This is a genomic window from Streptomyces sp. NBC_00554 (assembly GCF_041431135.1).
Lineage (GTDB): Bacteria > Actinomycetota > Actinomycetes > Streptomycetales > Streptomycetaceae > Streptomyces.
Genome location: NZ_CP107799.1, coordinates 847,672 through 873,629, shown reverse-complemented (window position 1 = coordinate 873,629; position 25,958 = coordinate 847,672). Strand labels below are relative to the sequence as shown.

Sequence of the window (25,958 nt, the reverse complement as noted above, 5' to 3'; positions counted from 1 at the left end):
CATGGGGTGTCGCAAGGTGACACCAGTTCAACCGGTGTCACTGCTTCGGCTTTTGAGGTCGCCGCGGTGCTCCGGTGTGTCCTCCCGAGAGAGCAGGTACTGAGATGCGTGCGGTGCGGATCGACGAGTTCGGCGGGCCCGAGGTGCTGGTGCCGGTGGAGATGCCGGACCCGGTCGCAGCGCCCGGCCAGGTGCTGGTGCGGGTCGTCGCGGCGGGAGTGAACCGGGTGGACGCCCTCGTCCGCGCCGGGGTCTACCACCGGGCCGGTCGCCCGCCGCTTATCCCGGGCGTGGAGGCGGCCGGAACCGTCGCCGCGGTGGGGGAGGGCGTGACCGGCATCGCCGTCGGGCAGCGGGTCATGGCCCTGGACGGCGTGGACTCACCGGGCTTTTACGCCGAGTTGGCCGTCGTACCCGCCGAGCGGGTGACCGTTCTGCCGGACGGCGTGGAGCTGACGGAGGCCGCCACCCTGCCCGTCGCCTGGCTCTCCGCCTGGTACTGCCTGCGCCGGCTGGCCCGGGTCACCAAGGACGACACCGTGGTGGTGAAGGCCGCCGCGAGCGGGGTCGGCAGCGCGGCCGTACAGATCGCGGCCGAGGCGGGCGCGCACGTCATCGCGATCGCCGGTTCACCGGAGAAGACCGCCTGGGCCGCCGAGTTCGGCGCCGGCTCCACCGTCGACACCTCGGCGCACCCCGATGACGCGGAGGTCGACGAGGTGCTGCGACTGACCGGCGGACGGGGCGCGGACGTCGTCCTGGACACCGTCGGCGGCCGTGCCTTCGGGCGGAGCCTGCGCGAGATCGGACACGGCGGGCGGGTCGTCGCCCTCGCCAACGTCGCGCTGGAGCCGAGCACCGTCGACACCCGCGACTTCTACCCGAAGAACGCGTCCGTCCTCGGCTTCCAGCTCACCAACCTGCAGATCCACGGCTACGACCCTCGCGCGGACCTGCGGGAACTGGCCGAGCGGGTCGCGGCGGGCACGTACCGCGTACCCGTGGAGACCGTGTTCCCGCTGGAGGGCGCTCGCGCAGCGCATGAGCGGCTGGAACAGCGCGACAACCGGGGCAAGATCGTGCTCGCGGTGGCGGAGAGCTGATCACCGGAGCGAGTCCAGGAGCCCTTCGAGGACGGCTTCCTGGCGCTGGGCGCCGGTGGTGTGCGGTGCGAGCAGCGCGTTGATCTGGAAACCCATGAGGGTGGCGAGCAGGGTGTCGACGACGCGTTCGTCGGGGGTCGTGGTGGTGACTTCGCCGGCCGCGCGAGCCTGCCGGAGGTAGGTGTACATCTGCTCGCGCCACAGGTCCATGGCGTGCTCGTGCACCGCGGTCATGCGCTCGTCGTGGACCGCGCGGTCCCAGAAGGCGATGACCACGCGGGCCTCCATGACCCGTACCTCGTCCAGCGGCATGATCTCCAGGCAGAGCCCGCGCAGTGCCGCCAGGCCGCTCGCGCCCGCGATGGCCTCCTCGGCCCGGGAGTTGGTGCTCTCGAACGCGTAGGTGAACGCGGCCTGGAGGATCTCGTCCTTGTTGCGGAAGTAGGGGGCGAGCGCGCCGTTGGAGTACCCGGCCTCGGCGGCCAGGTCCCGCATGGTGACGGCGTCCAGTCCACGGCGTGCGATCAGGGCCCACACCGCTTCGACGATCTGCCGACGCCGCTCCTGATGGTCGACGATCTTCGGCATGCCTGTCCTCGTTCTCGGGCGCTACGGGCTGGAGCTCCGCCGTGACCGACCTTAGCCAAAGCTCGAAGTCAGCCGAACATCCCGGCCATACCCGCGATCATCAGCAGACCGCCGGTCTCGCCGAGCAGTACGGTCCGGGTGCTCGAATGGCCTTGCCGCGCTGGGGAGTTGAGCCAGACCCGCCGGAACAGCGCCGTCCCGGACCTGACGACGGCCCAGCACGCCAGGAAGAACACGGGCAGCCAAGGACCTGAGGCATGTAGGTGGGCAGGCACCATCGCCGCAGTCAGTACGGTCATCACGGCGAGGTCGGCGCTTCGCCTCGCGCACCCGGTGAGGGCGCTCCACGCGCAGGCCGCGGCGGTGGCGGCCGAAGCGAGCAGCAGCTCCTGCGAACCCGCACCCGGGGCCGCCGCCGTCATGGCGGCCGCCGCGACCGCGTGCGGTCCCCATCGCCGCACCGGGCCGGGCAGGTGACCGGCCAGGCACAGCACCGCGCCTGCCAGACCGGTCACCCACAGCAGTTCACGCACGACGGTGTACCGCGGACGCAGCGCCGGCCGCGAAGGCGAGCACGACCAGCGCCTCGAAGGCGCGGGCCAGCCAGGCCGAACCGCCGATCAGCGTGGTGAAGTTGTCCAGCACCAGCCACAGCACGGCGAACAGGCCGACAGTGCCGAGCACCGGCGCGACCCTGGTGTGCCACAGCCGGCGGTCCACTCCGGTACGGGCGAAGTAGGCCGCAACGGCGACGCCCACCAGGATCATCAGGACCAGCACCCCGAGCGTGGCCAGTCCGCTCATCCACGTGAACAGCTCGAGAACCGGATCGGCCCCGGCCACGGCGAAGGCCGCGACCAGCACCACGGCGGAGGCGCTCTGCGCCAGCGAGCCCACATGCGGCGACCCGTGCCGTTCGTGGACGCGTCCGAGCACGGCGGGCGCGCTGTTCTGCCGCCCCAGTGAGAGCAGATAGCGGGCGATGGCGTTGTGGAAGGCGAGCAGCGCCGCGAACAGGCTGGTGACCAGCAGGATCTGCATCAGGTCGGAGGCCGCACCTCCTACGTACTGGTCCGCGACCGCGAAGACGAGCCCCGCCGGGTCCTTGCCCGCCGCCTCCTGCACCTTGTCGCTGCCGACGGCCAGCACGAACGCCCAGCTGGCGAGGGCGTAGAAGACGCCGATCAGAGTGACCGCGAGATAGGTGGCGCGCGGCACGCTGCGCTTCGGGTCGCGGGCCTCCTCGCCGTAGATGGCGGTCGCCTCGAAGCCGACGAAGGAGGCCACGGCGAACATCACGCCGATGCCGGGGGAGCCCGAGGTGAAGGCGCTCGGGGTGAAGGAGGTGACGTCGATCCCGTCCGCGCCGCCCTGGGCAAGGATCGCCACCACGACCACGGCGACGATGCCGACTTCGAGGACGAGCAGCACCGCCAGCACCTTTGTGCCGACGTCGATGTTGCGGTAACCGAGCAGCGCGACGAGCAGCAGGAGCAGCCCGCTCCAGAGCCACCAGGGCACATCGGGCCCGCCGTAGCCGGTGACCAGGCTGTTCAGGGTGGCACCGGCCAGCCCGTAGATGCCGGCCTGGATCGCGGTGTACGTCAGCAGGGCCAGGCTTGCGGCACCCGAACCGGTGATCCGGCCCAGGCCCGAGGTGACGTACGCGTAGAAGGCCCCCGTGTCCACGACGTGCCTGCTCATGGCCGCGTAGCCGACGCTGAACAGCAGCAGGACGACCGCGACGACCAGATAGGCGGCGGGTACGCCGGGGCCGTTGCCGATGGCGAACATCACCGGCAGCGCGCCGCCGATCGCGGTGAGCGGGGCCGCCGCGGCGACCACGAGGAAGACGATCCCGGCGACCCCGACCGACCCGCGCAGACCGGACGGGGGAGCGATGTCGGCGGCGTCGGCGGGCGCCTGCCGTGTCTGCTCAGTCATGGCAGCTTCCCGTGGAACAGGCGGTGTGGGCAGAGGCGTTGGGCGGCACGTCGAGCGTGGGGTTGCGGTCGAAGAAGCCGACCGGCTTGAGCTTGAAGCCGGTGTAGTCGACGGGCATGATCGGCCAGTCCTCGGGGCGCGGGGCATGGGTGAGGCCGAAGGTGTGCCAGAGGACGATGTCCTGGCCGTCGATGTCACGGTCGGCGGCCGTGTAGGCGGGCAGCCCGGCGCCACCCGGATGCTGGTTGACGAAGTCACCGGCCGGGTAGCGCTCGGCGGGGTCGTAACGGGTGACCCACAGGTGCTTGGTGGCGAAGGCTGCGCGCGCGGCGATGGAGGAGGCCGGGTCGGCGAGGAGGGCGGGCTTGCCCTCGGGCAACAGGGCGTAACCGACCGGATGGCCAAGGCGGTTGAGCGAGTCGGGGTTGGAGATGTGCCAGACCCGGTCCACGGACGCGTCCGCGGTGCGTTGCGCCTCGCTCTCCCTGGTCAGCGGGGTGCGGCGGGTGGTGAAGGCGTTGCCGCGCGGGTTGTCGGGACCGATCGGCACGCGGGCGGCGTCCACTTCCTCGACGCGGTTCGCGGTCCCGTCGAGTGTCATGTCCAGGCGCGCGCAGAACAGGTGTTGGTGGTACGGCGCTCCGAGGCCCGGCGCGATCTCGGTGGCGTACGGGTGGTCGCCGCCGGGGTGGGCGGAGGTGAAGACGACGCCGGTGGCCTTGGCCTCGAACTCGATGGTGCCGTCGAGGTAGAGGTACCAGTAGAAGCCGTAGTCGTAGTTGCCGACGGTGGTGAAGAAGGAGAGCACCATGCGGCGCTGGCGGCGCGTCTCGGCGGAGCCTGCCCAGAGGTCGGTGTGCTTCCAGAGGATGCCGTAGTCCTCCTCGTGCAGGCAGATCGCGTTGGTCAGGGTCTGCGGGGCACCCGACTCGTCGGCGATGACGGCGTCCATGTACGTGATGTCGCCGAGGCAGTCGCAGCCCAGCTCAAGGGAGTTGGCGTAGCGGCCGATCAAGTACTCGCCGGTGTCGAAGTAGTTCTGCCAGGACCGTACGGGGGAGGGGTCGGCGTACGGGACGACCATCTCGGCGATCGACGCGCGGTGGATGAGGGGGCGCTCCTGCCCCTTGTCCCGGTCGGTGAAGGCGATCTGATGGAGGGTCAGGCCCTCGCGGGCGTCGAAGCCGATCCGCAGCGACCAGTTCTCCCAGCGCAGCAGACTGCCGTCCAGGGTGAAGCTGGGGCCCTCGGGCTGGGTGATCTCCAGGGGCTTCTGGGTGGTGCGGAGCGGGCCGGTGACGGCGGGGTCGTCGAAGTTGCCGGATTCGGCGGGGACGGCGACGGGGCCGAGGTCGATGACCTGGTCGACGGTGCGGCCGATGACGTCCACATAGGCGACGAGGCCGTCGACCGGGTGGGCCCAGGCGTGGTCCTTGGCGTGTTCCTGGACGAAGGCGAGCCCGCGCAGGATGCGGCGCCCGGACTCCTGCGGGTACTCCTCCGCGTACACCCCTGCGGACAGCGGAGCGACCCGCACCCGGGCCACGTCCAGATCCCGGGCCTTGAGTGCGGCGAGCCACCGCAAGTCCCCGGCGAGGATCTCCTCGACCAGTCCGAACTCCTCGTCCAGAACCGGGAGTTGTCCATCGGTGACCGGGTCCAGGATGCGGTCGCTCTCCACCGACGTACGGGAGAGCGACACGACCACGTCATGGGCGGGCGCGCCGGCCGTGTCCTGCAACAGGACCCGCACACGGCGGTCGGCCCGGGCGTCCGGCACACGGCCGGGCAGTTCCTGCTTGGCCGGTTCATCGAGGCCGAGGTAGGCGAACCGTGTGGTGTCCGCCACGAGGCCCGCCGCGAGGAGGACCTCGCGCGCGGCGGAGATCTCCGCGGGGGTGAGCGGGTCGAGCGGATGGGACGGAGCGCTCATGGAATCTCCAGGGTGAGGGCGCGACGTTTTTCTTCTACGTACGTAGAGGAAAAAATGCGGCACTCATGTTTCCCGTGGACCCGCACACCGGTTTCCCGACCGTTAACAAGTCCGCCCGAGGGGGTGTCAGACGCGGAGCCTCTCCAGGAACGCGGACAGGTTGCCCACCGTCCGGGCGATCTGCTGCTCCACCGTGAGGCTCTCCTCGAACCGGCTGCCGGATTCGAGGGACTTCTTGCCGCGTACGTACAGCGAACAGGCGAGGTCGGCGCACATGTAGATGCCGACCGAATTGCCCTCGCGGCCGGCCGCCCCCGTCTTGCGGGCCGTCATCAGCGAGACGGCGTTGCCCGGGTGGGTCGTCAGACACAGCGAGCACATGCTGCGGTGCAGGAAGCCGCGCTGGGAGGAGGGGAAGCGCAGGGTGACGCCGACGACATCGCCGGACCGCTCGGTGACCAGATAGCTGCGATCGGGCGCCCCGGGATCCCGCCAGCCGAGGAAGTCCAGGTCGTCCCAGGGGCGTTCGGCGAGATCGCGAGGTGTCGGGAGGCGCTTGGCCTCGCCCTTGGAGCAGTTGATGAATGAGCTGCGGATGTCCTGCTCGGTGAGTGATCTCATGGGGGAGTGCTCCTGGGGTCGGGCGGGCTCAAAACCTAGGGGTACTAGGTTGTTGGCTAAGCTACATAGACCCACCGGAGAGATTCCAATGCATTTCGGGAACGGCCGCACACCGCAGGAGCGGGCCGTGCGTCACGTCGCAGCCCACTCCTCCGGCCCGGCACTGGATCCCGCGCTCCGAGTCACCCTGAACCTCCACCCGGACCGGCTTGTCCGCGGACTCCCGATCCTCGAGGCGCTGGCCCAGGACGGCACGTACCACTCCCAGTTCGTCACGGGCACGAGCAACGGCGGCCTGACCGCCCACCCCGGCGGCGACCGTTGGCGCTGGGAGAGCCGGATCTTCGGGGCGGCGTACGACACGGCGCCCACGCACGAACGCCCCGTGTACGGCGGGCTGAACTTCCGGCGCCAACTGGTCGGCGCCGCACCCCGGTTCGGATCCTCACACTTCCGGCTGACCGGCGAGGCACTCCGGCGGGCCACCTTCTGCTACCCCGACAGCGCGGCCGAGCCGTCCGGGTTCGGGGTCGCCGCCGGGATGTCGCTCATCGAGCAGGCCGAGGCGGACGACCGGGACGCCCTCGACGACTACATCGAGGCGCAGGTGCACGGAAGGGTTGTACTGGCGCGGGACATGGAAGCCCTGGTCCTCGACGAGTCCTACCGCGGAACGCCGGTCGAGACCGCGGCGCTGCGACTGCCGTGCCCGGTCGAGTGGCATCCCGGATACCGGATCTCCGTCGAGGAGCTGAGACTTCACCCGGATTTCCGTGGCCCGGAGTTTGTCGAACTCGGGGCCAGGATTGCCGAGTTCGGGTACCTCGACCCACGGATCATCGGGGACGCGGCGCGCACGGGCCGGTACGAGGTGCAGGACCTGAAGAGGGTGTGGCACTGCCTCGCACGCTTCGGTGCGCCTCAGGGGGCGGGTGCGGCGGGTACGGCGGGAACGGCCGTGGGCGGCCACACGCCGGGAGTGAGTACGCCCAGCGCGTAGGCGCGGGCGACCAGTTCCGTACGGGTGGACGCGCCCCAGCGGTCGGACAGGCGCCGTAGGTGGTAGTTGACGCCGTCCACGGTCAGGCCCGTCTCCCGCGCGGCCCGGGCCGTGGTCGCGCCTCCGGCGAGCAGGGCCAGAATGCGCGCCTCGGTGGCGCCGGCGGGTGGGGCGGACGGCTCGGTGCGTCCGGGGTCGGGGTCGGGGCATTCCCCGAGCACCCGGAGTGTGACCAGTAGGGCCGTGGATGTCTCGGCGCTGTCGCTGACGGGGTCAGCGGTCAACTCGCCGTGGCGCCGCACCCCGTCGGCCGCGTCCCAGCGCACCGAGACCGGGTACCGGGAGCGGTGCCGCAGCCGCAGCGCCTGCGTGATCCGCTCCACCTGCGTCGCCTCCTGCGGGCGGAACAGGTCCAACACGTTCCGGCCCCGCAGTCTGCCCGGCGTCTCGCCCCACTCCGTCGCCATCGCCGGATTCGCCAGGACGATCACCCCGTACACGTCGCACACCGCGACCGGCATCGGAATCCGGTCGAACAGCAGCAGGGCACGGTTGCGCCACACCACGGCGTCCGCCCGCGTCAGGTCCACCTCTTGTCCGCCTCTGGTCGTTGATCGGCGTTCCCGGCATTGTTCACGGGCCCGGTGGCATTGCCGGTGATCGGGGTGGCTCGCCCCAGTGAGGTGATCAGGCGCGCGGACCGAGGAACAGGCCACCACTTGCGTCGACGACCTGACCGGTGACCCAGCGCGCCGCGTCGGAGGCGAGGAACGCCACCACCTCGGCCACGTCGTCGGGTCCGCCCAGCCGGTCGAGGGCCGTCGATCCGGCGATGAACTCGGCCAGACCCGGCGCTTCGAAGGCTGATCCGTTGGTCGCCGTCCGGGTGGCGCCGGGAGCAACCGCGTTCACCGTGATCCCTCGGACCCCGAGTTCGTTGGCCAAGGTCATGCTCATCGTCTCGACCGCGCCCTTCGTCATGGCGAAGGACGTCTGGGTGGGGTTGGCCATCCGGGTTGCCACGGACGAGATCGTGATGATGCGGCCACCGTCGCGGAACAGTGGCAATGCCCGCTGGATGATGAAGTACGGCGCCCGCACGTTCACCGCGAAGAGGTGGTCGAACTCCGTCCGCGTCGTGGCTCCGAGCGGACCGGCGGGCGCGGCCGCCGCGTTGTTCACGAGGATGTCGAGCGGCCGCCCGGCGAGGCCGGCCTCGACTCCCGCGAACAGCGTCTCGACGTCGTCGTCCACACCCAGCTCCGCCCCGACGGCGAGCGCGGTTCCACCACTGCGTTCGATCTCGTCGACCGTCGTCTTCGCGCCGTCCTCGTCCGTGCCGAAGTGCACGACGACCACGGCGCCCTTCGCTGCCAGCCGGACCGCGATCGCCTGCCCGATGCCGCGCGACGCTCCAGTCACGAGAGCCGTCCTGCCGATCAGATCACCCATGTCCCCGCCCCGGGTTGTGAGTAACTACCTATCTGGTAGTCACTACCATTGCGGTAGGGTCTATCACATGCCCGAGCAGCACTCAACCCTGCGAGCACAGCGGAGAGCCGACACGCAGCGCATGATTCAGGCGCACGCGGTACGGCTGTTCATCGAGCGCGGATACGACGCCACGACCGTGACGGACGTCGCCGAAGCGGCGGGCGTGTCGCCCATGACCGTGTACCGGCACTTCCCCACGAAGGAAGACCTCGTGCTCGTCGACCAGAACGGTCGGCTCGTCGCCGAGCGGATCGCCGCGTCGTCCTCCGCTCAGCCCTTGGTCCGCCGCATCAGCGGCGCGCTCATCGACGCGGCCACGACGCTGACCAGCGGCGGTAACGGAGACGACCTGACGGCGAACAAGCAGTTCCTGTTGGCCCGCCTCCGGCTCATGATCTCGACGCCGGCCTTGCGGGCCAGGCACCTGGACAACAACTACGCCCTTCAGCAGGCGATTGTCGACGCCCTCGGGGACGACGGCACCGATCCCGACACGGCTTTCCGAGCCCAGGCGGCTGCCAGCGCCTGCCTGGCCGCGATGCACACGGCACTGGTGCGCTGGGCCGAGGACGACGGCCGGACCGAACTGCCCGACCTGATCGCGAAGGCGCTCACTGCCGCCTTCGGCGATGACATCGTCGGCGCAGACCCGGACGCGTGAGAGCCGCGCTCCGAGCACTCCTCCCAGGCCGACCGGCCCCTGCTTGCCCGTGACCACGAGCTACGGGTCAGGCCCTGGGCTCCGTCTTGCGGTTCATCGGCGATGCGTCCGCCTCATCCGGACCGAGGCTCGTCGGCGGCCGTGTCGAGAGAGGGGTGCGGCGGCCAAAAGGGAGGTGGGTGCCGAGCGCCCGGACCTGGTGGATCCCAGAACTCCGGGTGCTCGGCACCCACCCCCCTCACAGCCTTACGATCCGTGCTCTGCCGGTGCGATCGGGCGGCGCGTTCACAGCGTGGCCGGGCTTGCGTGCCCGCGAGGACGGTGCCGTAGGCCGTCGGCGGTCGCGGGCCGTCGGTGGAGCCGGACTTGTCAGAGGAGGAAACCCCACCAGACGAACCGGGTCTCGTTGATGCCGTAGTCGGCGATCACGCTTTTCGGGCTGGTGAAGACGCCGTCGCCGCTGTCGGAGGTGCGGAGGTAGTTCGTGTTCTGGTTCTGGATCTGGTCGTCGTCGGCGGTCCAGAACTGTCCGGTGCGGCCGCCTCCACAGGGGGCCCCGTAAACGTCGTTCGTTTCAGCCCCGTAGTCCGTCGTGAGGCAGTCGCCGCTGGCGTTGCTGACCAGTCGGCGCATCGTGTGCCCCTGCCAGGAGTTCGTCTCCGAGCCCCAGTGCCAGGTCGTAGCGCCATTACCCGAACAGCTGTACTGCACCCAGATGTTGCTGCTTGCGGTCGACGAGGTGAGGCAGGGCTGCCCCAAGTCGTTCATGTACATCCAGGTGCCCGTCGCCGCCGAGGCGGGTGACAGAGTGCCGGCGATGATCAGCATCAAGGCGGCGATTCCCGTGGACAGGGCCAGCCTCAGCGAGGTTCTTCGAGATGTCATGATCGGGAGATTCGAGGGAGGAAATGAACCCCCGATGAATTAATCATGAACGGAACACGTCAATTTTGAGTGTCCGGGAAGCCGGCTGCCTCCTGGTGTCCCTGGTTGAGTGAGAGCGTACGCGAGCCTGCCGATCGTCGGGTCGACCGTACTTCCCCACGAAGGAAGACCTCGTACATGGTTGGCACGGGCCCGGACGCGTGAGAAGCACGTTCCGGGCCTGGGCTCCGTCGGTGGCGATGGGTAGCCTCCCGGGGATGGAGGATGCCTTCATCGCTGCCGCGAGGGCCGAGCAGGCCGAGCACTTTCATGCCGAAATCTGCGGGGTACTGAACCAAATGCCCTGGCCGCTGCTCGACGGTCCGGATGCCGAAGTCATCGATGCTGTCGACAACTTGATGGACGACCTCTTCCGGCGCGACATTCTTTCCTGTCCAGGCCACCGCTGGCTGTCGGGCCCACTCCCCGAGTCCATCCGCGGGGGTCTCAACAGGCTCCTGGCCGAAGGACGCATCCGTCGCGATCCGTCCAGCGGTCGGTGGAGTTGGGATCGGTACACGGCGTACTTCCACCTGCGTGAGCCGGGGTGGGAGAGCTTCCTGCGCCGGCGGCGTCGTACGTAGAGGGCCGCGGTAATCGCGCTGGCCCACGGTGAGCAAGGGGGCGATTCGGCAGCGAAAACTGAGGCCGGGGTTCCTGACCTTCACCGTCCGGCCTGGTGTTCACTACGCAGATGACAGGTAGCTCAGAGCGGCACCTCCTGAGAAGTGCGATCGCCGTCCTCCGCGATGCTGTCCCCGGAGATCTTCGACGGCCTCCCCTTGGCTGGGCAGGCGTCCGGGCGTGGGAAGCCGCTCACGGCATCGAACTACCAGAGCCCTACCGTACGTTCGTCGCGGAGGTTTCCAACGGTTCGTTGGAGGGGGCATCCATGGCGCACGCGCTCCTTCCTCTGGGCAGACTTCCTGAGAACTGGCAGAACTGGAAGGCCGATTGCTGGCTCAGCCCCGAACCATTCGACGGAACGGCTGTCCGCAAGTTCACTGAGCCATTCCCCCTGGAGGAGGAGTGGCAGTGGGAGTACGACTACTACGACCACGATGAGCACTCACCCCTACTCCACGGCATCTATCAGCACGGCTCGGTGCTCCTGGGCGGCAACCGTGACTGCGAGTTCTGGGTACTCGTGGTCACAGGGCCTCAGCGCGGCCGAGTCTGGTGGCTGGGAGACGGATGCGTGGCTCCGTACATGGACGCGGAGGAGGAAAGCGAGCCAGAGGCCGACTTCGTGACCTGGTTCCAGGATTGGCAAGCCGACCGAGGATGGTGGGCCGAGCACCTCGACGGGTAGGTCTCGGTCGGCGGCTGCCTGTGCGACCGAAGGGCCTGCCCCAAAGGGCAGACCCTTGCACAGCGCCTTCCGATCCGTCGCTCTGCACAACGGTCAGCTGCGGTCGCACCGGCCGCATCCGAGGTACTGAGGGACGCTACCGAGCGCTGCTGGTTGCTGTAGTTGCGGCCTTCTCATTGCCCTGGGACTTGTCGGCGGTTTTGGTGGCCCGGGGACTTTGCGGGTCAGGGCGGTGCGCCCGCATCGCGGCTCGCAGGACTTCAAGTTCGGTTCGGGGAAACGGCCGGCCCCATTGGGACTCGTAGGACACTTCACCGTGCTCGTGATCAATCCGGTCGAAGGCCCGGACGGCCGACCGTGCGAGCTCCGTGACGGTGTGGCTGCCCGACCAGAGAACCGTTCCGGAACGGTCCGGCGCCCGGTTCTCGTCGGCCAGGACCAGGCGAATATCAACCACAGATCCATCTCGGTGGAAGAACCACCGGTACACCTGTGGCTCTCCCTCCAACTCGGCGCGTGTGTCTGCGTCGCCAAGGACGAGCCTGGTAACGGCGTAGAGGAACTGCCCGGGTCCGTCAGAGACGTAAGAGGCGATGGCCTCTGCCTCGCCGCGATCGTCGGCCACCTTGACGGAAGCCCAGCCGTGGCTGAACAACGTCCATGTGATCGCCAGAGGCGTCATCTCTCCCCCCTTTGGGGTGACCCTACGGCCCAGGCACGGCTGCGCGGCAAATACTCCAGTAGCAGATCCCGATCTTGAGCCGTCGGCCCCCTTTGCGCCGGTGTGCGTCGTAGGGCTGCGGCAGACTGGTGCACCCCCTACGGAGAGGTGCGCAGGTGTCAACGGGTCGACAGCCGATGGATCTCGAGATGTACGTGGAGCGGACCCGGATCGGCCCGTGCTTTGTCTGTGCGTTCCTGACCGGGAACCCGGACTACCCGCATGCGACGGTTTTTGAGGATGCCGATCACGTGGCGTTCCTGGACAGGTGGCCCACGGTGCCGGGCAAGGTCCTGGTCGCGCCGAAGGTGCACGTCGAGCACGTCGTGCGCGATCTGGACGAGGTGGCCTACAGCCGGCTCATGCTGTTCGTCCGGGAGATCGCCTTCGCCGTCGAGGCCGTCTGCGAGCCGGAGCGCACGTACCTGTACTCGCTCGGCAGCCAGCAGGGCAATGCGCATCTGCACTGGCACATCGCCGCCCTGCCGGTTGGCGTTCCCTACCCTGAGCAGCAGTTCCACGCTCTGATGACGGAGAACGGGGTTCTGACGCTGTCGCCGGAGCAAGCGGCCTCGATGGCCGCGCGTCTGCGTGAGGTGGTCATCGCCCGGGGCGTGCTCAAGCCGGAATGAAGATCAGCACTACAACTGGGGGACTAGAGCTCAAGGTTGAGAGGGCTTGCCCCCAACACGCTTTCCAACTGATCCTCGATGAACGGCCGTGAACGGGGCTGAAGGAGACGGAAATTGAGGCGACCGGGCGGGTCGGAGTGGCTAGCATCCTCCGTGTTGAGGAGGAGCCATGGCGCTGGGCCGCAGGGGATCGCGACGCATTGTTGTCGACGGTACGGCGTACCGCTGGCGGTTGCGGCGCAGGCCGACCTACTTCCAGGGGCTCCCTTTCCACCTGGATCTTTCCGCCGGCTTCACGCCCTCGCCCTGAACAAGGCCAACACGACCTGGGCTTGGGAGCAGCGGTCCCAACGGCTGAGGCAGGGCGCTGATGTGGGAGACCGGGGGAGTGGCTCGCGTCGTCAGCGTGCCAGCGGCTCGGACGCGGTGAAGCGCTCGAAACCCGCGTGGAAGGCCGTGCCCTGCGGGTCGGTCGCGTTGTAGTGGAAGGCCGCCACACCGCAGCCCCGCTCGGCGAAGGCGGCGCCGGTGTACGAGGCCACCCGGGTGCCGTCGACGGCGAGTTCCACTTTGATCCGGCCCTCGCCGGCCGAGGAACAGGTCATCGACATGTCGATCTCCTGCTGGCTGGCCACCTTGAGGCCCACGTCCGCGAGGTCGACCTCGACGACCCGGTCGTGCTGGAAGGTTCCCTTGTACCGGAACTCGCGCACGATCAGGGCTTCCTGACCCGTGGTCAGGTAGGTCGTCCAGCGGGAACCCTTCCAGTAGTCCCCCGAGCCGTTGCACCACAGCCCGACCCCGCCGTCGCCCCCGTACCAGGTCGTCTGGGTGCTCAGCCGTACCGCGAACGAGGACGGCTCGAAGGGTGCCTGCGGCCACACCTCCAGCTGGATTTTGGGATCCACCAGCATGGTCCCACCCTCGTGCGTGACCTTCCCCAGGGCCGGATCCTTGTACGACCAGTCGCCCGAGTCGGTCAAGTCATCCGTGTACGAGAGGGGTTGGGGGCTCGTGGATCTCCCGGACGACGCGGAGCCCGAGCCATTGGCCTGCGGGTCGCCGTCCGTGGGTGATCCCCCCGAGTTGGTGCTGAGCACGACGGCAAGGAGCACTGCCGCCGCGGCACTACCGGCCGCGAACCCCCACAGCCGCAGCTGCTTGGCGCTCGTGCCGTGACCGGCGCCGCCGCTCACGCGTCCGCGCGGTTGCGGATGCGTACCCGACTCCGTCTGCGCGTTCGCCGTCGCCTCCGCCACCCCCGCGAGCCGAGTGACGAGCTGGGCAGCGGTGGGACGTTCCGCCGGGTCCTTGCGCAGGCAGTCGGCGATGACCGAACGGATCGGCTCAGGCACGGCCGTGAGATCCGCGTCGCGCTCGCAGACGGCGACGAACGCTTCGTAACCGGCCTCCCCGTCAAAGGGATGCCGCCCGGTGGCGGCGAAGTACAGCGTGCCGCCCAGGGAGAACACATCGGAGGCGCTGGTGACCCGGAGCGACTTGACCTGCTCGGGTGACATGTACGCGGGCGAACCGAGCACACTGCCCGGTGTGGTGAGCGGCGACTCGGGCAACCGGTCGTCGCGGGCGATACCGAAGTCGATGATCCGCGGTCCGTCCGGGGAGAGCAGGATGTTGGACGGTTTGATGTCCCGGTGTACGACACTCGCCCGATGCACCTGCGCCAACGCGTGAGCGACGGCCAGCGCCAGGGACTGGAGCCGCCCGGAGGACAGCGGGCCGTTGTCGGCCACATGCTGCTGGATCGTCGGACCCGGGACGAACTCGCTGACGATGTACGGGTGTCGCCCGGTCAGATCGGCGTCGAGGACCCGTGCGGTGGCCAGCTCACCGACCCGGCTCGCCGCGCCGAACTCCCGCCGTACGCGGGCGAGCGCGACCTCGTCGTACTCCTTGCCCGGCAGCAGGAACTTCACCACTACTTGGTGCCCCGTCCGGTCCCGGGCGAGCCACACCACACCTTGCCCGCCCCGGCCGAGCTCGCGCTCGCAAACGTATCCGCCCACCGACAAATGCATCCGCGGATCCATGCCCCCGCCCCCAGCCCCGCCCCCGGTTCATGGCCGCCCTCCAGCGTATCGGCGGCGCTTCATCTACGGGCGTCATTCACGGTGTTCAGGGCCAGGGCGGTGCGTTCCGCTATGGCAGATGTCTGCGCATCATCCGCTTCGACCGGCGGACGGCAACTGAGTTGATTTCACCCTGAGGTTACTGGTCAGTGGCCGGCGGGGACGAGATCTGCTGCATGAGGCTGATGATGTCTGGGGCGACCCATTCCTCGGCGATTTTGTCACCCTCGATGCGGTAGATCTCGATGCTGCGGAAACTGACCTGTCGGTCCGTCGCCGCGACCCCTTGAAAGTCGCCCCGATGCGTTCCGCGGAAGTGGACCCGCACCGCCACATTGTCGTCGACGCCGAACATGTCCTCGACATTGATCTGCAGGTCAGGGAAGCCTTCCAGCATGGCCTGAGCCCCGAGCCGCCAGGTCTCCCGACCGTACAGCGGGTCGGGTACCCCGGGGACGTTGGCGATGAAGTTCTCCGTCAGCATCTCGACACACGCGTCGAGATCGCCGCGTTCCAGCGTCGCGTAGGCAGTGCGCAACCGGGCCAGGTTCTTGTCCACGGTGGTGTCCATCTCGGTAGCCATCTCGGTGTCCTCTCTGGTGGGATCGCCCCGACGAGCGAGGTGATCGCTCAGATCCGCATGGCTCTCAGTAGAAACCCTGCCGTTGCGTCAAGGTCAAGAGAGGCTGCCCGAGGTTCCCCCGCAGCTCCACCCCTCACTGGCCCCCCGGCGGCTGATGCAGTCCGAAGGCCGAGCCCTGGTCGTCGCGGCACAGCTTGAACCGGCCGAAGCGGGCGGTCGACTCGCCGTCCTCGTCGCCGTCCTCACCGATGTCCTCGATGGTGCCGCCCAGTTCACGGACCTTGGCGACGGCGGTGTCCAGGTCGTCGACGCGGAAGAACAGGTAGGGGGAGGCGTTCTTGTCGCCGCCGTGCAGGCCGCCCGGGACGCCGCCGGTGCTGATGGCGAAGCCGCGCCCGCTGGGGCCGGGTTCCAGGGTCCAGCCGAAGAGGGCCTGGTAGAAGACGCGCCCGCGCTCGGGGTCGGCCACGCCGAGTTCGAAGAAAGTCGGTTCGCCTGTCATCGGTGGCCGTCCCGGGGTTGTCGCGGGTCGTCGTGGTCGCAGTCCACGTGGTCCTGTGCCGGCCGCGGTACCGCTGACTCCATCGTGCTCCCGCACGGGCGGCGCCGCAGCCCCACAAGCGTCGCCGCCGGTCGGCGCCGACCGGGTGCAGAGTCCGGACCGAGGACTTGGGCATTCCGCTTCTCACGGCCTCCGCAAGTGCTGTCGCAAACTTTCGACTGCACAATCATGTAGTGCCACGGCGCGGGCGGCCTATGCCACGCGATCAAGCTGGATCGCAGTACTCCCCGTACCGCGAAAGGCAGTTGTAGCGCCATGCCCCCCACCGCGCCGCACCCCCAAGCCGCAGATACCCCCCAAGCCGTAGGCACTTCCCAAGCAGCAGGCACCCCTCAAGCCGTAGGCACTCCCCAAGCAGCAGGCACCCCCCACGACCTGCCCGGCCAGGGCCCGTCCCCCCACGGCCTCCCCCTGATCGACATCTCCGCCACCGGCCCCGGCCGCACCCCGCTCCAGCAGGTGATGGGACTGATGCGCGAGCACGGACCCGCGCTCGTACGACGGCTGCACGGCAGGGACGCGCTCTTCGTGAGCGACCTTGACCTGGTCACCGATCTGGCCGACGAGAGCCGGTTCGCGAAGGCGATCGGGCCCGCACTCGAGAACGTCCGTGAGTTCGCCGCCGACGGACTGTTCACCGCGTACAACGACGAGCTCAACTGGGCCAAGGCGCACGACATCCTGATGCCCGCGTTCGCGCTGGGCTCCATGCGCACATACCACCCCGTGATGCTGCGCGTGGCGAACCGCCTGATCGAGTCCTGGGACCGCGGCGCTCGCGACGGTGAGCCCGTGAACGTCCCCGACGACATGACGCGGATGACGCTCGACACCATCGGACTCGCCGGATTCGGCTACGACTTCGGCTCCTTCGAGCGGGACGAACCGCATCCCTTCGTCGAGTCGATGGTCCGCTGCCTGGAGTGGAGCATGACGCGGCTGGCCCGCACGCCGGGCAGCGACCACGCGGCGGCGGATGCGGCCTTCCGGGCGGACGCGGACTATCTCGCGCGGGTCGTCGACGACGTGATCGCTGCCCGCGTGGGGGAGGAACAGGACCAGGCCGACGACCTCCTCGGGCTCATGCTCACCGCCGAGCACCCCGCCGACGGCAGCACGCTCGACACCGCCAACATCCGCAACCAGGTGATCACCTTCCTCATCGCGGGCCATGAGACGACGTCCGGAGCGATGTCGTTCGCGCTGTACTACCTGGCCAAGCACCCCGTCGTACTCCAGCTTGTGCAGCGCGAGGTCGACGCGCTGTGGGGCGGTACGGCCGACCTCGAGCCGACGTTCGACGAGGTCGGGCGGCTCACCTACACCCGGCAGGTGCTCAACGAAGCGCTGCGGCTTTACCCGACCGCCGCCGCGTTCAGCCGGCTCGCCCGCGAGGACACCGTGCTCGGCGGCCGGATCCCGCTGCGTGCCGGGGAGACGGTCACCGTGCTCGGGCCGATGCTGCACAGGCAGCCGGTCTGGGGCGACAACCCCGAGCTGTTCGACCCGTCCCGTTTCACACCGGAGGCGGAGGCCGCACGCTCACCGCACGCCTTCAAGCCTTTCGGAACCGGTGAACGCGCCTGCATCGGGCGGCAGTTCGCGCTCCACGAGGCGACCATGCTCCTGGCGATGATCGTCCACCGCTACCGCCTGCACGACCACGCCGACTACCGGCTGACGGTCAAGGAGACCCTCACCCTCAAGCCCGACGGGTTCACGCTCACGCTCTCACCGCGCACGGCCGCCGACCGCGTCCACGCCCCGATGCCGGGCGCGGTCCAGATCCCGTCGGAGGCATCGTCCGACCCGCGGTCCGCCCTGCCCTCCCGCGTACGCCCCGGCACCCGCGCCCTCTTCCTGCACGGCAGCAACTACGGCACCTGCCGCGAGTTCGCCGCCTCCCTCGCTGACGAGGCCATGGCGATCGGCTGCGAGACGGAAGTGGCACCCCTCGACGCCTACGCCGCCGGTCTGCCCACCGACCGCCTCGTCGTCATCACCGCCGCCTCCTACAACGGACAGCCCACGGACGACGCCACCGCCTTCGCCGCCCGGCTCGACGGGACCGAGCGGGCCGACGACCTCACCTACGCCGTGCTGGGTGTCGGCGACCGCAACTGGGCCGCCACCTACCAGCACTTCCCGACCCGAATCGACGAGCGCCTCGCGGAACTGGGCGGCACGCGGTTCCTGGAGCGCACGGCTGCCGACGCCTCGGGCGACCTCGGCGGCGCGGTCCGCGCCTTCACGGCCCGACTGTGCGCCGCCCTCCTCGAGCGGCACGGCGACCCCGACGCCACGGACGGCACCGAGGAGCCGATGCCCGCGTACGAGGTCCGCACGGTGACCGGCGGCCCCCTCGACGCGCTCGCAGAGCGGCACGGCCTCGTCCCCATGACCGTCACCGAGGCGTACGACCTCACCGCGCCGGGCCACCCGAGGGCCAAGCGCTTCCTCCGCCTGGCGCTGCCGGACGGCGTGACCTACCGCACCGGCGACCACCTCACGGTGCTTCCCGTCAACGACCCGGACCTCGTCGAGCGGACCGCCACCGCGCTCGGCCTCGACCTGGACACGGTTCTGGACATCCGGGCCGTCCGACCTCGCCGCGACGGAATCACGGTCGACCGGCCACTGACGGTACGTCAACTCCTGTCACACCACGTCGAGTTGCAGGAGCGTCCGACAGCCGACCAGCTGTCCGTCCTCGCCGCGGCCAATCCGTGCCCACCGGAGCGCCGGGAACTCGCGGCGCTCGCGGACGACCCGCGGACACTGGTCGAGGTCATCGAGGCACACCCGGCCCTGCGCGGCGCGCTCGACTGGCCGCCCCTCCTCCAAGACCTGCTCACGCCGCTGCGCCCGCGCCACTACTCGGTCTCCTCGTCCCCGGCGACCGACCCGGCCCGCGTCGACCTGATGGTCTCGCTCCTGGAGGCCCCGGCCCGCTCCGGCAACGGGACGTACAGGGGAGTGGGCTCCTCCTACCTGAACGCGGTCAAGCCCGACGAGACCGTGCTTGCCCGTATCCAGCCCTGCCGCGAGGCGTTCCGGGTCGACGACTCCTCTCCGGTCGTCATGGTCGCGGCGGGCACGGGACTCGCGCCCTTCCGCGGAGCCATCGCAGACCGCCGCGCGCGTATCGCGGGCGGAGTCGAAACGGGAGGCCAACTCACCCCGGCCGTCTGCTATTTCGGCTGTGACGCCCCGGACGCGGACTTCCTCCACGCCGATGAACTCCGCGCCGCCGAGGCCGCCGGGGCGGTCTCCCTGCGCCCGGCCTTCAGCGCGGCCCCTGTCGGGGGAGTCACCTTCGTACAGCACCGGATCGCCGCCGAGGCGGACGAGGTCTGGGACCTGCTGAACGCCGGAGCCCGTGTCTACGTCTGCGGCGACGGCTCCCGGATGGCACCCGGCGTCCGTGAGGCCTTCCGTGCGCTCCACGCCGACCGCACTCCGGGCGGTGACTCCGAGCGCTGGCTGAACGACCTGATCGCGTCCGGGCGTTACGTCGAGGACGTCTACGCGGCCGGATGAGTCCGAACGGACCGGTGGGCCCACCTGAGACAGAGGGCCCACCGGAACGCCCACGCGAGCGTAGGTCTTTCAAATCAGCCGAACCGGCCGGGAATCAGGCCGCGTTCCGCCGCTTCCTCCCATGCGCCCGGATGATGTCCGCGTACCGGTGCCCGCTCCCCTTGATCGTGCGCCGCTGCGTCTTGTAGTCCACGTGCACGAGCCCGAAGCGCTTGTCGTAGCCGTACGCCCACTCGAAGTTGTCGAGCAGCGACCACGCGAAGTAGCCGGCGAGCGGAACGCCCTGGCGGGCCGCCGAGGCGCAGGCCGCGAGGTGCTGCTCCAGGTACTCGGTGCGCTCGGGGTCGTCGACGGTCCCGTCGGGACGCACGATGTCGGGATAGGCGGAGCCGTTCTCGGTGACGTAGATCTTGCGCGCGCCGTAGTCGTTCGTCAGGCGGAGCAGCAGGTTCTCGATGCCGGCGGCGTCGACCTCCCAGTCCATGGCGGTGCGGGGTACGCCGAGACGGCGGACCGTGCGGACTCGGGGCGCCTGGCCGGTGGGGTCGTCGGCGACCGTGGACGGGAAGTAGTAGTTGAGGCCCAGCCAGTCCAGGGGCGCCGCGATGGTCTCCAAGTCGCCCTGCTGCTCGGGGAGTTCGACTCCGTAGACCTCCTGCATGTCCGCCGGGAAGCCGCGGCCGTGCACCGGGTCGAGCCACCAGCGGTTGGTGTGGCCGTCGAGCCGACGGGCCGCGGCCACATCCTCGGGGCGGTCGGTGGCGGCCTCGATGTAGGAGAGGTTGTTGACGATGCCGACCTGGGCGCCGGGGACGGCCGCGCGGATCGCCTGGGTGGCGAGGCCGTGGCCGAGGAGGAGGTGGTACGAGGTCCGCACCGCGGCCGTGAGGTCCGTCCAGCCCGGGGCCATCAGGCCCTCCAGGTGGCCGATCCAGGCCGAGCACAGCGGCTCGTTGAGCGTGGTCCAGTGCTTGACGCGGTCACCGAGGCGGTCCGCGACGACCGCCGCGTACGACGCGAAGTGGTGGGCCGTGTCGCGGACGGGCCAGCCGCCCCGGTCCTGCAGTACCTGCGGCAGGTCCCAGTGGTAGAGGGTGACGGACGGGGTGATGCCCGCCTCCAGGAGGGCGTCGATCAGCCCGTCGTAGAAGTCGAGACCCTTGGCGTTGACCGGGCCGTCGCCGCCCGGCATCACGCGTGGCCATGCGATGGACAACCGGTAGGCGTTGGTGCCCAGTTGGCGCATGACCCCGATGTCCTCGCGCCAGCGGTGGTAGTGATCGCAGGCGAGGTCCCCGTCGTCGCCGTTGTCGATCTTGCCGGGGGTGTGCGAGAAGGTGTCCCAGATGGAGGGGGAGCGGCCGTCCTCGGCGACGGCGCCCTCGATCTGGTAGGCCGACGTGGCCGTGCCCCACAGGAAGTCCTCGGGGAGGGCGGCAAGGTCGATGGTCACGGAAGTCCCTTCGGGGAGAGGAGAGTTGGTCACTTGACGGCTCCCGCGGTGAGCCCGGTGACCAGAAAGCGCTGGAGGAGCAGGAAGCCGGCGACCACGGGGACGCTGACGACGAGCGACGCGGCCATGATCTGGTTCCAGTAGACGTTGTAGAGCGTGGAGTAGCCCTGGAGCCCGACGGCGAGTGTGCGGGTCTCCTCGTTGGTCATCACCGAGGCGAACAGCACCTCGCCCCAGGCGGTCATGAAGGCGTAGACGGCGACCGCGATGATGCCGGGGATCGCGGCCGGCACGACGACCCGGAACAGCGCGCCGAGCGGCCCGCAGCCGTCCACCAGTGCCGCCTCGTCCAGGTCGCGCGGCACGGAGTCGAAGTACCCGATCAGCATCCAGATCGAGAACGGGAGGGAGAAGGTGAGATACGTCAGGATCAGACCGCCGCGGGATCCGAACAGGGCGATGCCGGTGGCGTTGCCGATGTTGACGTAGAGAAGGAACAGCGGCAGCAGGAAGAGGATGCCGGGGAACATCTGGGTGGACAGCACGGTGACCGTGAAGACGCGCTTGCCGCGGAAGTTGTAGCGGCTGACGGCGTAGGCCGAGAAGACCGCGATCACCACCGAGCAGGCCGTCGCGGCGCCCGCCACGATCAGCGAGTTCACGAAGTACCTGGCGAGCGGGATCGTCGTCCAGATGTCGATGTACGGGCGGATGGTCAGGCTGCTCGGCACCCATTGGAACTTCGTCTGGACGTCCTGCAAGGGCTTCAGCGAGCTGGAGACCATGACGTAGACGGGCACCAGGACGAAGCCGGTGAGCAGGGTGAGGAAGATCCGCCGGGTCCAGAGGAAGGACTGCGGCTGGGCCATCGGGGAGCGGAACTTCGTGGAGGTACTAGACATCGGACGTCTTCCTTCCTCGGGAGGTCAGCAGGAGGTAGACGCCCGTCACGACGAGCAGGAAGAGCAGCAGCAGGACGGACATGGCGGAGCCATAGCCGAAGTTCCAGTTCACGAACGACGCCTGGTAGATGTGCACCGAGATGAGGTCCGCGGCCGGCGGAGCTGTTTTGCCGAACAGGACGTACGGCGTGTTGAAGTCGTTGAACGTCCACAGGAACAGGACCAGGATCAGTACCTGGTTGACGGGCCGCAGTGAGGGCAGGGTGATGCGGCGGATCTGCTGCCACACACCGGCGCCGTCGAGGGCGGCCGCCTCGTACAGGTCCTTGGGGATGTTCTGCAGGCCCGCCATGACGATGAGGAAGGCGAACGGCCAGCCCTTCCACACGGACACGGTGAGCAGCGCGTAGAAGGCGTTGTCGCCGAGGAGCCAGAAGGACGGCTTGTCGGTGATGCCGAGCTGGTCGTGCAGGACGTGGTTCACCAGGCCGTTGTCGTGCTGGAACATGAACACCCAGGTGATGACGGCCGCGTAGACGGGCAGCGCGTACGGCACCAGGAACAGGGCGCGCAGCAGACCGCGGCCCCGGAAGGCGTCCTGCATGCAGAGCGCGGCCGCCGTGCCGATCAGCCAGCACAGGCCGACCGAGAGCAGGGTGAAGCCGACGGTGGCGAAGAACGAGTCGAGCAGCGCCTTGCCGACGGGCGCGTCGAAGTCCACCGTCACCTTGTAGTTGTCAAGGCCGGACCAGGGCGCGGTGCCCCAGTCGCGGATGTAGAACTGCGTGAGCTCCTTGAAGCTCATCACGATGCCGATCACCATCGGCACCAGATGGACTAGGAGTTCGAGAAGCAGGGCGGGCAGAAGGAACAGGTAGGGCAGTCCGATGCGTTTGATCCGCCCGGGGCGGCGCGGGCCGCGCGCCGCACCGGGGGAGTTCTTGCGCACCGTGCGATCGCCGGCCTCTTGGGAGGCGGTCGTGGTGGTCATGTTTGTGCTCGCGCTCACTTCGTCGGCATCTGCGTCTGGGCCTTCTCGAGCTGGGCCTTCACCGACTCCGTGGTCACCGGCTTTCCGGCGGCGGCGTCGGCGAACAGGTTCTTGATGGCCGTACCGACGGCCGTCTCGAACTGGGACTCGTCAGCGACCTGCGGAGCCGCGACGGCGCTCTTGGCGAGCGTGTCCTTGAGCACGGCGGTAGCCGGGGTGTTGAAGGCGGCGTCCGTCTGGGCGGTCTTGACCGGCGGGATGGAGCTGTACGCCGTGTTGAGGATCTTCTGCTCGGCGTCGCTGGTCATGAACTTCACGAACTTGGTCGAGCCGTCGAGGTTGTCGGTGTTCTTGAAGACGGACAGGTTGATGCCCATGACCATCGAGTTGACGTTGTCGCCGGTCCCCGGGGCGCCGGACTGCACGGGCACCGGAGCGATGCCGAAGTCGTCCGCGCTCATGCCCTGCGACTCCAGGTTGGCGGACGCGGACTGCCAGAGCAGCATCCCCGTCTTGCCCGTGGCGAAGTCGCTCACGGACTGGTTCTGCGCGTACTCGGCGTTGCCCGGCGCGACGATCTTGTCCGTCGCCATCAGGTCGACGAATTGCTTGACCCCCTCGACCGCGCCGTCGTTGGTGAAGTCCGGCTTGCCGTCGGCGGTGAAGAAGTCGCCCCCGTGCTGCTTGGCGAAGACGACGGCATGGTGGATGTTCTCCGCGGGGTTCGAGCCTTCGAAGGCCGTTCCCCACTTGCCGCCCTTGGAAAGCTTCTTGCCGTCGGCGACGAACTCGTCCCAGGTGGTCGGCGGCTTGGCGATGCCGGCGTCGGCGAACATCTTCTTGTTGTAGTAGAGCGCGTACGACATCGAGTACAGCGGCACCGCGGCCGGGTCCTGGCCCTGCGCGCCCGTGGAGCCGAGCGCCGAGTCGACGAAGCGGTCCTTGCCGCCGATCTTGTCGAAGTTCTTCGTGTCCCAGGGCAGCAGCGCCCCGGTGGCCTGCAGCGAAGCGCTCCAGGTGTTGCCTATGTTCAGGACGTCGGGGCCCTGGCCCGAGGTGGTCGCGGTGAGGATCCGGTTGAGCAGATCCGACCAGGGCACGACCTCCAGTTCCACCTTGATGCCGGTGTCCTTCTCGAACTTGTCGAGTTCGGGCTGGAGGACCTTCTTGTCGATCTCGACGCTGGCGCCCTGGTTGGAGGCCCAGTAGGTCAGCGTCTTCGGCGAGTCATTGGATCCACCGTCCGTCGACGAGCCGCCACCACAGGCGGTCACGGCGGTCAGCATGGAGACAGTGACCGCACCGGCGGCCGCGGCTCGGATTCTGCGCATGGCTCAGGCGTCCCTTTCCGAAGGAGAGTCATGACGGCGTCCGCGGCATGTACAGGCACCCCGCGTACGTCCCTTGCGAGTGTTCACTTCTCGAACGCCCCTCACGACTTAATTTAGGATGTGAGTTAAGACTCGGAAGAAAGTCGCGTCAAGGGATCGCACAGCTGTATCTTTCAAGTCGGGCGAACCGGAGGGGAGCCACATGACGGGGCGGAACGGGCGGACAGTCCGTGACCTGCGGCGGGGCAATCGAACCGCTGTACTGCAACGGTTGTATTTCGACGGGCCGATGAGCCGCTACGAACTGGGTCCGGCCACCGGACTGAGTTCCGGTTCCATCAGCAACGTGGTCGCGGAACTGGTCGCCGACGGTCTGGTCGAGGAGGCCGGCAGCGTCGACTCCGACGGCGGCCGCCCGCGCACCCTGCTGCGGGTGGCGCCCGCCAGCGGCCACATGATCGGCGTGGACGTCGGTGAAACCCGCGTGCGCGTCGAGCTCTTCGACCTCACACTCACCGAACTCGCCCGCACCGAACGCCCGTTGGAGCAGCAGGGCTACGACGTCGAGGTCATCGTCGGCCACATCCGCGACGGCATCGCCGAGGTCCTGGCGGAGACGGACATCGCCCCGGAGCAGCTCCTCGGCGTCGGCATCGGAGTCCCCGGCATAGTGGCCCGTACCCCCGGACTCGGCGCGGTGGTGCACGGCCAGACGATCGGCTGGGACGCCGTCCCGCTCGAATCCCTGCTCCGCCAGACCTGCGAACTCCCCGCCACCGTCCCGTTCTTCGCCGACAATGGCGCCCGCACCCTCGGCCAGGCCGAGATGTGGTTCGGCGCCGGCCGCGGCGCCACCAACGCGGTCGTGGTCCTCTTCGGCTCCGGCGTCGGCGCGTGCCTCGTCACGGAGGACGTGGAGTACGGCAGGGCCGTCGAATGGGGGCATCTGACCGTACGGGTCAGGGGGCGCCGCTGCCGTTGCGGCGCCCTGGGCTGCCTGGAGGCGTACGCGGGGGCGGAGGCGCTCCTGGAACGCTGGCGCGAGGAGGGCGGGCGCCCGCCGGAGGGCGTCGACGAGGAGACGGCGCTGACCGCGATGCTCGCGGCCGCCTACCCGCCCGAGGACGCCCAGGGTGCCCCGCACACCGAGCCCGACGCCGTGGCGCTCGCCGTTCTTGAGGAGACCGCCGAGTACCTGGGCGCAGGCCTGTCCGACCTGATCAACCTCTTCCAGCCCGAGCGCATCCTCATCGGCGGCTGGGCGGGCCTCCAGCTCGGCTCCCGCTTCCTGCCCGCCGTACGCCGGTACGCGTCCTCGTACGCCCTGCGCTATCCGGCCGAGCGTGTCTCCATCGACCTGGGCAAGCTGGGCCCGGACGCGGTCACCGTCGGTGCCGCGATCCTGCCCCTCGCCGACTTCTTCGCCCGCGGCGGCCGACGGGCCGAACCGGTCGGCGAGGGCCCCTCTCCGGCCTGGCGCACGGCGCTGGAGGACCGCGCACCGCACTGATCCTCTGCAGAACGGTTTCGCCACCCACTGCCGAGGTACTCGCGCCGGGCCGGAAACGGCCCG

At 69.1% G+C, this 25,958-nt stretch carries 24 protein-coding genes; 8 read left to right on the top strand and 16 right to left on the bottom strand.

Translation table 11 applies throughout. The annotated features are described in order from the left end of the window. Nucleotides 1-104 precede the first annotated feature (104 nt). Nucleotides 105-1,103: a zinc-binding alcohol dehydrogenase family protein gene (locus OG266_RS04060; protein WP_371542799.1), complete on the top strand. Its 999-nt coding sequence runs from the start codon at nt 105-107 to the stop codon at nt 1,101-1,103. Here the strand turns inward: OG266_RS04060 and OG266_RS04055 are convergent, their stop codons facing one another. The 5 genes from OG266_RS04055 to OG266_RS04035 all read right to left on the bottom strand — a co-directional run bounded on the left by OG266_RS04055 (nt 1,104) and on the right by OG266_RS04035 (nt 6,189). After that, nucleotides 1,104-1,691 carry a TetR/AcrR family transcriptional regulator gene (locus tag OG266_RS04055; RefSeq protein ID WP_371542797.1) on the bottom strand — a complete coding sequence of 196 codons (588 nt, stop codon included), beginning with the start codon at nt 1,689-1,691 and terminating at the stop codon, nt 1,104-1,106. 68 nt (nt 1,692-1,759) lie between these two features. Further along, complete coding sequence (locus tag OG266_RS04050; RefSeq protein ID WP_371542794.1) at nt 1,760-2,224, bottom strand: hypothetical protein; 465 nt, start codon at nt 2,222-2,224, stop codon at nt 1,760-1,762. Continuing rightward, nucleotides 2,217-3,635, bottom strand: coding sequence for an APC family permease (locus OG266_RS04045; RefSeq protein ID WP_371542792.1), 1,419 nt, complete (start codon nt 3,633-3,635; stop codon nt 2,217-2,219). The genes OG266_RS04050 and OG266_RS04045 overlap by 8 nt, the downstream gene beginning before the upstream one ends. After that, nucleotides 3,628-5,568, bottom strand: a complete 1,941-nt coding sequence (locus OG266_RS04040) for a primary-amine oxidase (protein ID WP_371542789.1) — start codon at nt 5,566-5,568, stop codon at nt 3,628-3,630. The genes OG266_RS04045 and OG266_RS04040 overlap by 8 nt, the downstream gene beginning before the upstream one ends. A gap of 126 nt (nt 5,569-5,694) precedes the next feature. After that, on the bottom strand, nt 5,695-6,189 hold the full coding sequence (locus OG266_RS04035; RefSeq protein ID WP_371542786.1) for an FBP domain-containing protein: 495 nt from the start codon (nt 6,187-6,189) through the stop codon (nt 5,695-5,697). Between the two features lie 88 nt (nt 6,190-6,277). Between OG266_RS04035 and OG266_RS04030 the strand changes: the two genes are divergently transcribed. Beyond that, entirely contained in the window at nt 6,278-7,189 is a 912-nt protein-coding gene (locus tag OG266_RS04030) for a DUF3626 domain-containing protein (RefSeq protein ID WP_371542784.1), read from the top strand. Here the strand turns inward: OG266_RS04030 and OG266_RS04025 are convergent. Together OG266_RS04025 and OG266_RS04020 are read right to left on the bottom strand one after the other, a co-directional pair. Further along, nucleotides 7,111-7,779 carry a PAS domain S-box protein gene (locus OG266_RS04025; protein ID WP_371542781.1) on the bottom strand — a complete coding sequence of 223 codons (669 nt, stop codon included), beginning with the start codon at nt 7,777-7,779 and terminating at the stop codon, nt 7,111-7,113. The genes OG266_RS04030 and OG266_RS04025 overlap by 79 nt on opposite strands. A 97-nt stretch (nt 7,780-7,876) precedes the next feature. After that, nucleotides 7,877-8,641 (bottom strand): SDR family oxidoreductase, encoded by a 765-nt coding sequence (locus OG266_RS04020; RefSeq protein ID WP_371542778.1) that lies wholly within the window; start codon nt 8,639-8,641, stop codon nt 7,877-7,879. 67 nt (nt 8,642-8,708) lie between these two features. On the opposite strand from OG266_RS04020, the gene OG266_RS04015 reads away from it, so the two are divergent. Further along, nucleotides 8,709-9,344, top strand: a complete 636-nt coding sequence (locus OG266_RS04015) for a TetR/AcrR family transcriptional regulator (protein WP_371542775.1) — start codon at nt 8,709-8,711, stop codon at nt 9,342-9,344. Between the two features lie 369 nt (nt 9,345-9,713). On the opposite strand, the gene OG266_RS04010 is transcribed toward OG266_RS04015, so the two are convergent. Next, nucleotides 9,714-10,229: an RICIN domain-containing protein gene (locus tag OG266_RS04010; protein ID WP_266471989.1), complete on the bottom strand. Its 516-nt coding sequence runs from the start codon at nt 10,227-10,229 to the stop codon at nt 9,714-9,716. Nucleotides 10,230-10,486: 257 nt separating this feature from the next. Here OG266_RS04010 and OG266_RS04005 point away from each other — a divergent pair, with 257 nt between their 5' ends. Continuing rightward, nucleotides 10,487-10,852, top strand: coding sequence for a hypothetical protein (locus tag OG266_RS04005; protein ID WP_371542772.1), 366 nt, complete (start codon nt 10,487-10,489; stop codon nt 10,850-10,852). Between the two features lie 95 nt (nt 10,853-10,947). Then, a complete protein-coding gene (locus tag OG266_RS04000) occupies nt 10,948-11,580 on the top strand; it encodes an SMI1/KNR4 family protein (RefSeq protein WP_371542769.1) in 633 nt (210 codons plus the stop codon). 136 nt (nt 11,581-11,716) lie between these two features. On the opposite strand, the gene OG266_RS03995 is transcribed toward OG266_RS04000, so the two are convergent. Beyond that, complete coding sequence (locus OG266_RS03995; RefSeq protein WP_371542765.1) at nt 11,717-12,262, bottom strand: hypothetical protein; 546 nt, start codon at nt 12,260-12,262, stop codon at nt 11,717-11,719. A 176-nt stretch (nt 12,263-12,438) separates the two neighbouring features. Here OG266_RS03995 and OG266_RS03990 point away from each other — a divergent pair, with 176 nt between their 5' ends. Continuing rightward, a complete protein-coding gene (locus OG266_RS03990) occupies nt 12,439-12,933 on the top strand; it encodes an HIT family protein (protein WP_371542762.1) in 495 nt (164 codons plus the stop codon). Between the two features lie 401 nt (nt 12,934-13,334). Here the strand turns inward: OG266_RS03990 and OG266_RS03985 are convergent, their stop codons facing one another. From OG266_RS03985 to OG266_RS03975, 3 genes are all read right to left on the bottom strand, one after another. Further along, nucleotides 13,335-14,972 carry a serine/threonine-protein kinase gene (locus tag OG266_RS03985; protein WP_371542759.1) on the bottom strand — a complete coding sequence of 546 codons (1,638 nt, stop codon included), beginning with the start codon at nt 14,970-14,972 and terminating at the stop codon, nt 13,335-13,337. Between the two features lie 190 nt (nt 14,973-15,162). Then, nucleotides 15,163-15,582, bottom strand: a complete 420-nt coding sequence (locus OG266_RS03980; protein ID WP_371542756.1) for an ester cyclase — start codon at nt 15,580-15,582, stop codon at nt 15,163-15,165. 157 nt (nt 15,583-15,739) lie between these two features. Further along, complete coding sequence (locus OG266_RS03975) at nt 15,740-16,108, bottom strand: VOC family protein (protein ID WP_371542753.1); 369 nt, start codon at nt 16,106-16,108, stop codon at nt 15,740-15,742. A 315-nt stretch (nt 16,109-16,423) separates the two neighbouring features. On the opposite strand from OG266_RS03975, the gene OG266_RS03970 reads away from it, so the two are divergent. Next, on the top strand, nt 16,424-19,708 hold the full coding sequence (locus OG266_RS03970; RefSeq protein ID WP_371542750.1) for a bifunctional cytochrome P450/NADPH--P450 reductase: 3,285 nt from the start codon (nt 16,424-16,426) through the stop codon (nt 19,706-19,708). A 94-nt stretch (nt 19,709-19,802) separates the two neighbouring features. On the opposite strand, the gene OG266_RS03965 is transcribed toward OG266_RS03970, so the two are convergent. From OG266_RS03965 to OG266_RS03950, 4 genes are read right to left on the bottom strand one after another with little or no spacing between them, the layout of a single operon-like run. Beyond that, nucleotides 19,803-21,161, bottom strand: a complete 1,359-nt coding sequence (locus tag OG266_RS03965; protein WP_266471970.1) for a GH1 family beta-glucosidase — start codon at nt 21,159-21,161, stop codon at nt 19,803-19,805. A gap of 29 nt (nt 21,162-21,190) precedes the next feature. Then, nucleotides 21,191-22,063, bottom strand: coding sequence for a carbohydrate ABC transporter permease (locus OG266_RS03960; RefSeq protein ID WP_266471969.1), 873 nt, complete (start codon nt 22,061-22,063; stop codon nt 21,191-21,193). Beyond that, complete coding sequence (locus OG266_RS03955) at nt 22,056-23,054, bottom strand: carbohydrate ABC transporter permease (RefSeq protein ID WP_266471968.1); 999 nt, start codon at nt 23,052-23,054, stop codon at nt 22,056-22,058. The genes OG266_RS03960 and OG266_RS03955 overlap by 8 nt, the downstream gene beginning before the upstream one ends. A gap of 14 nt (nt 23,055-23,068) precedes the next feature. Next, a complete protein-coding gene (locus OG266_RS03950) occupies nt 23,069-24,385 on the bottom strand; it encodes a sugar ABC transporter substrate-binding protein (RefSeq protein ID WP_371542747.1) in 1,317 nt (438 codons plus the stop codon). A gap of 202 nt (nt 24,386-24,587) precedes the next feature. Between OG266_RS03950 and OG266_RS03945 the strand changes: the two genes are divergently transcribed. Next, on the top strand, nt 24,588-25,895 hold the full coding sequence (locus OG266_RS03945; protein ID WP_266471965.1) for an ROK family transcriptional regulator: 1,308 nt from the start codon (nt 24,588-24,590) through the stop codon (nt 25,893-25,895). Nucleotides 25,896-25,958 lie beyond the last annotated feature (63 nt).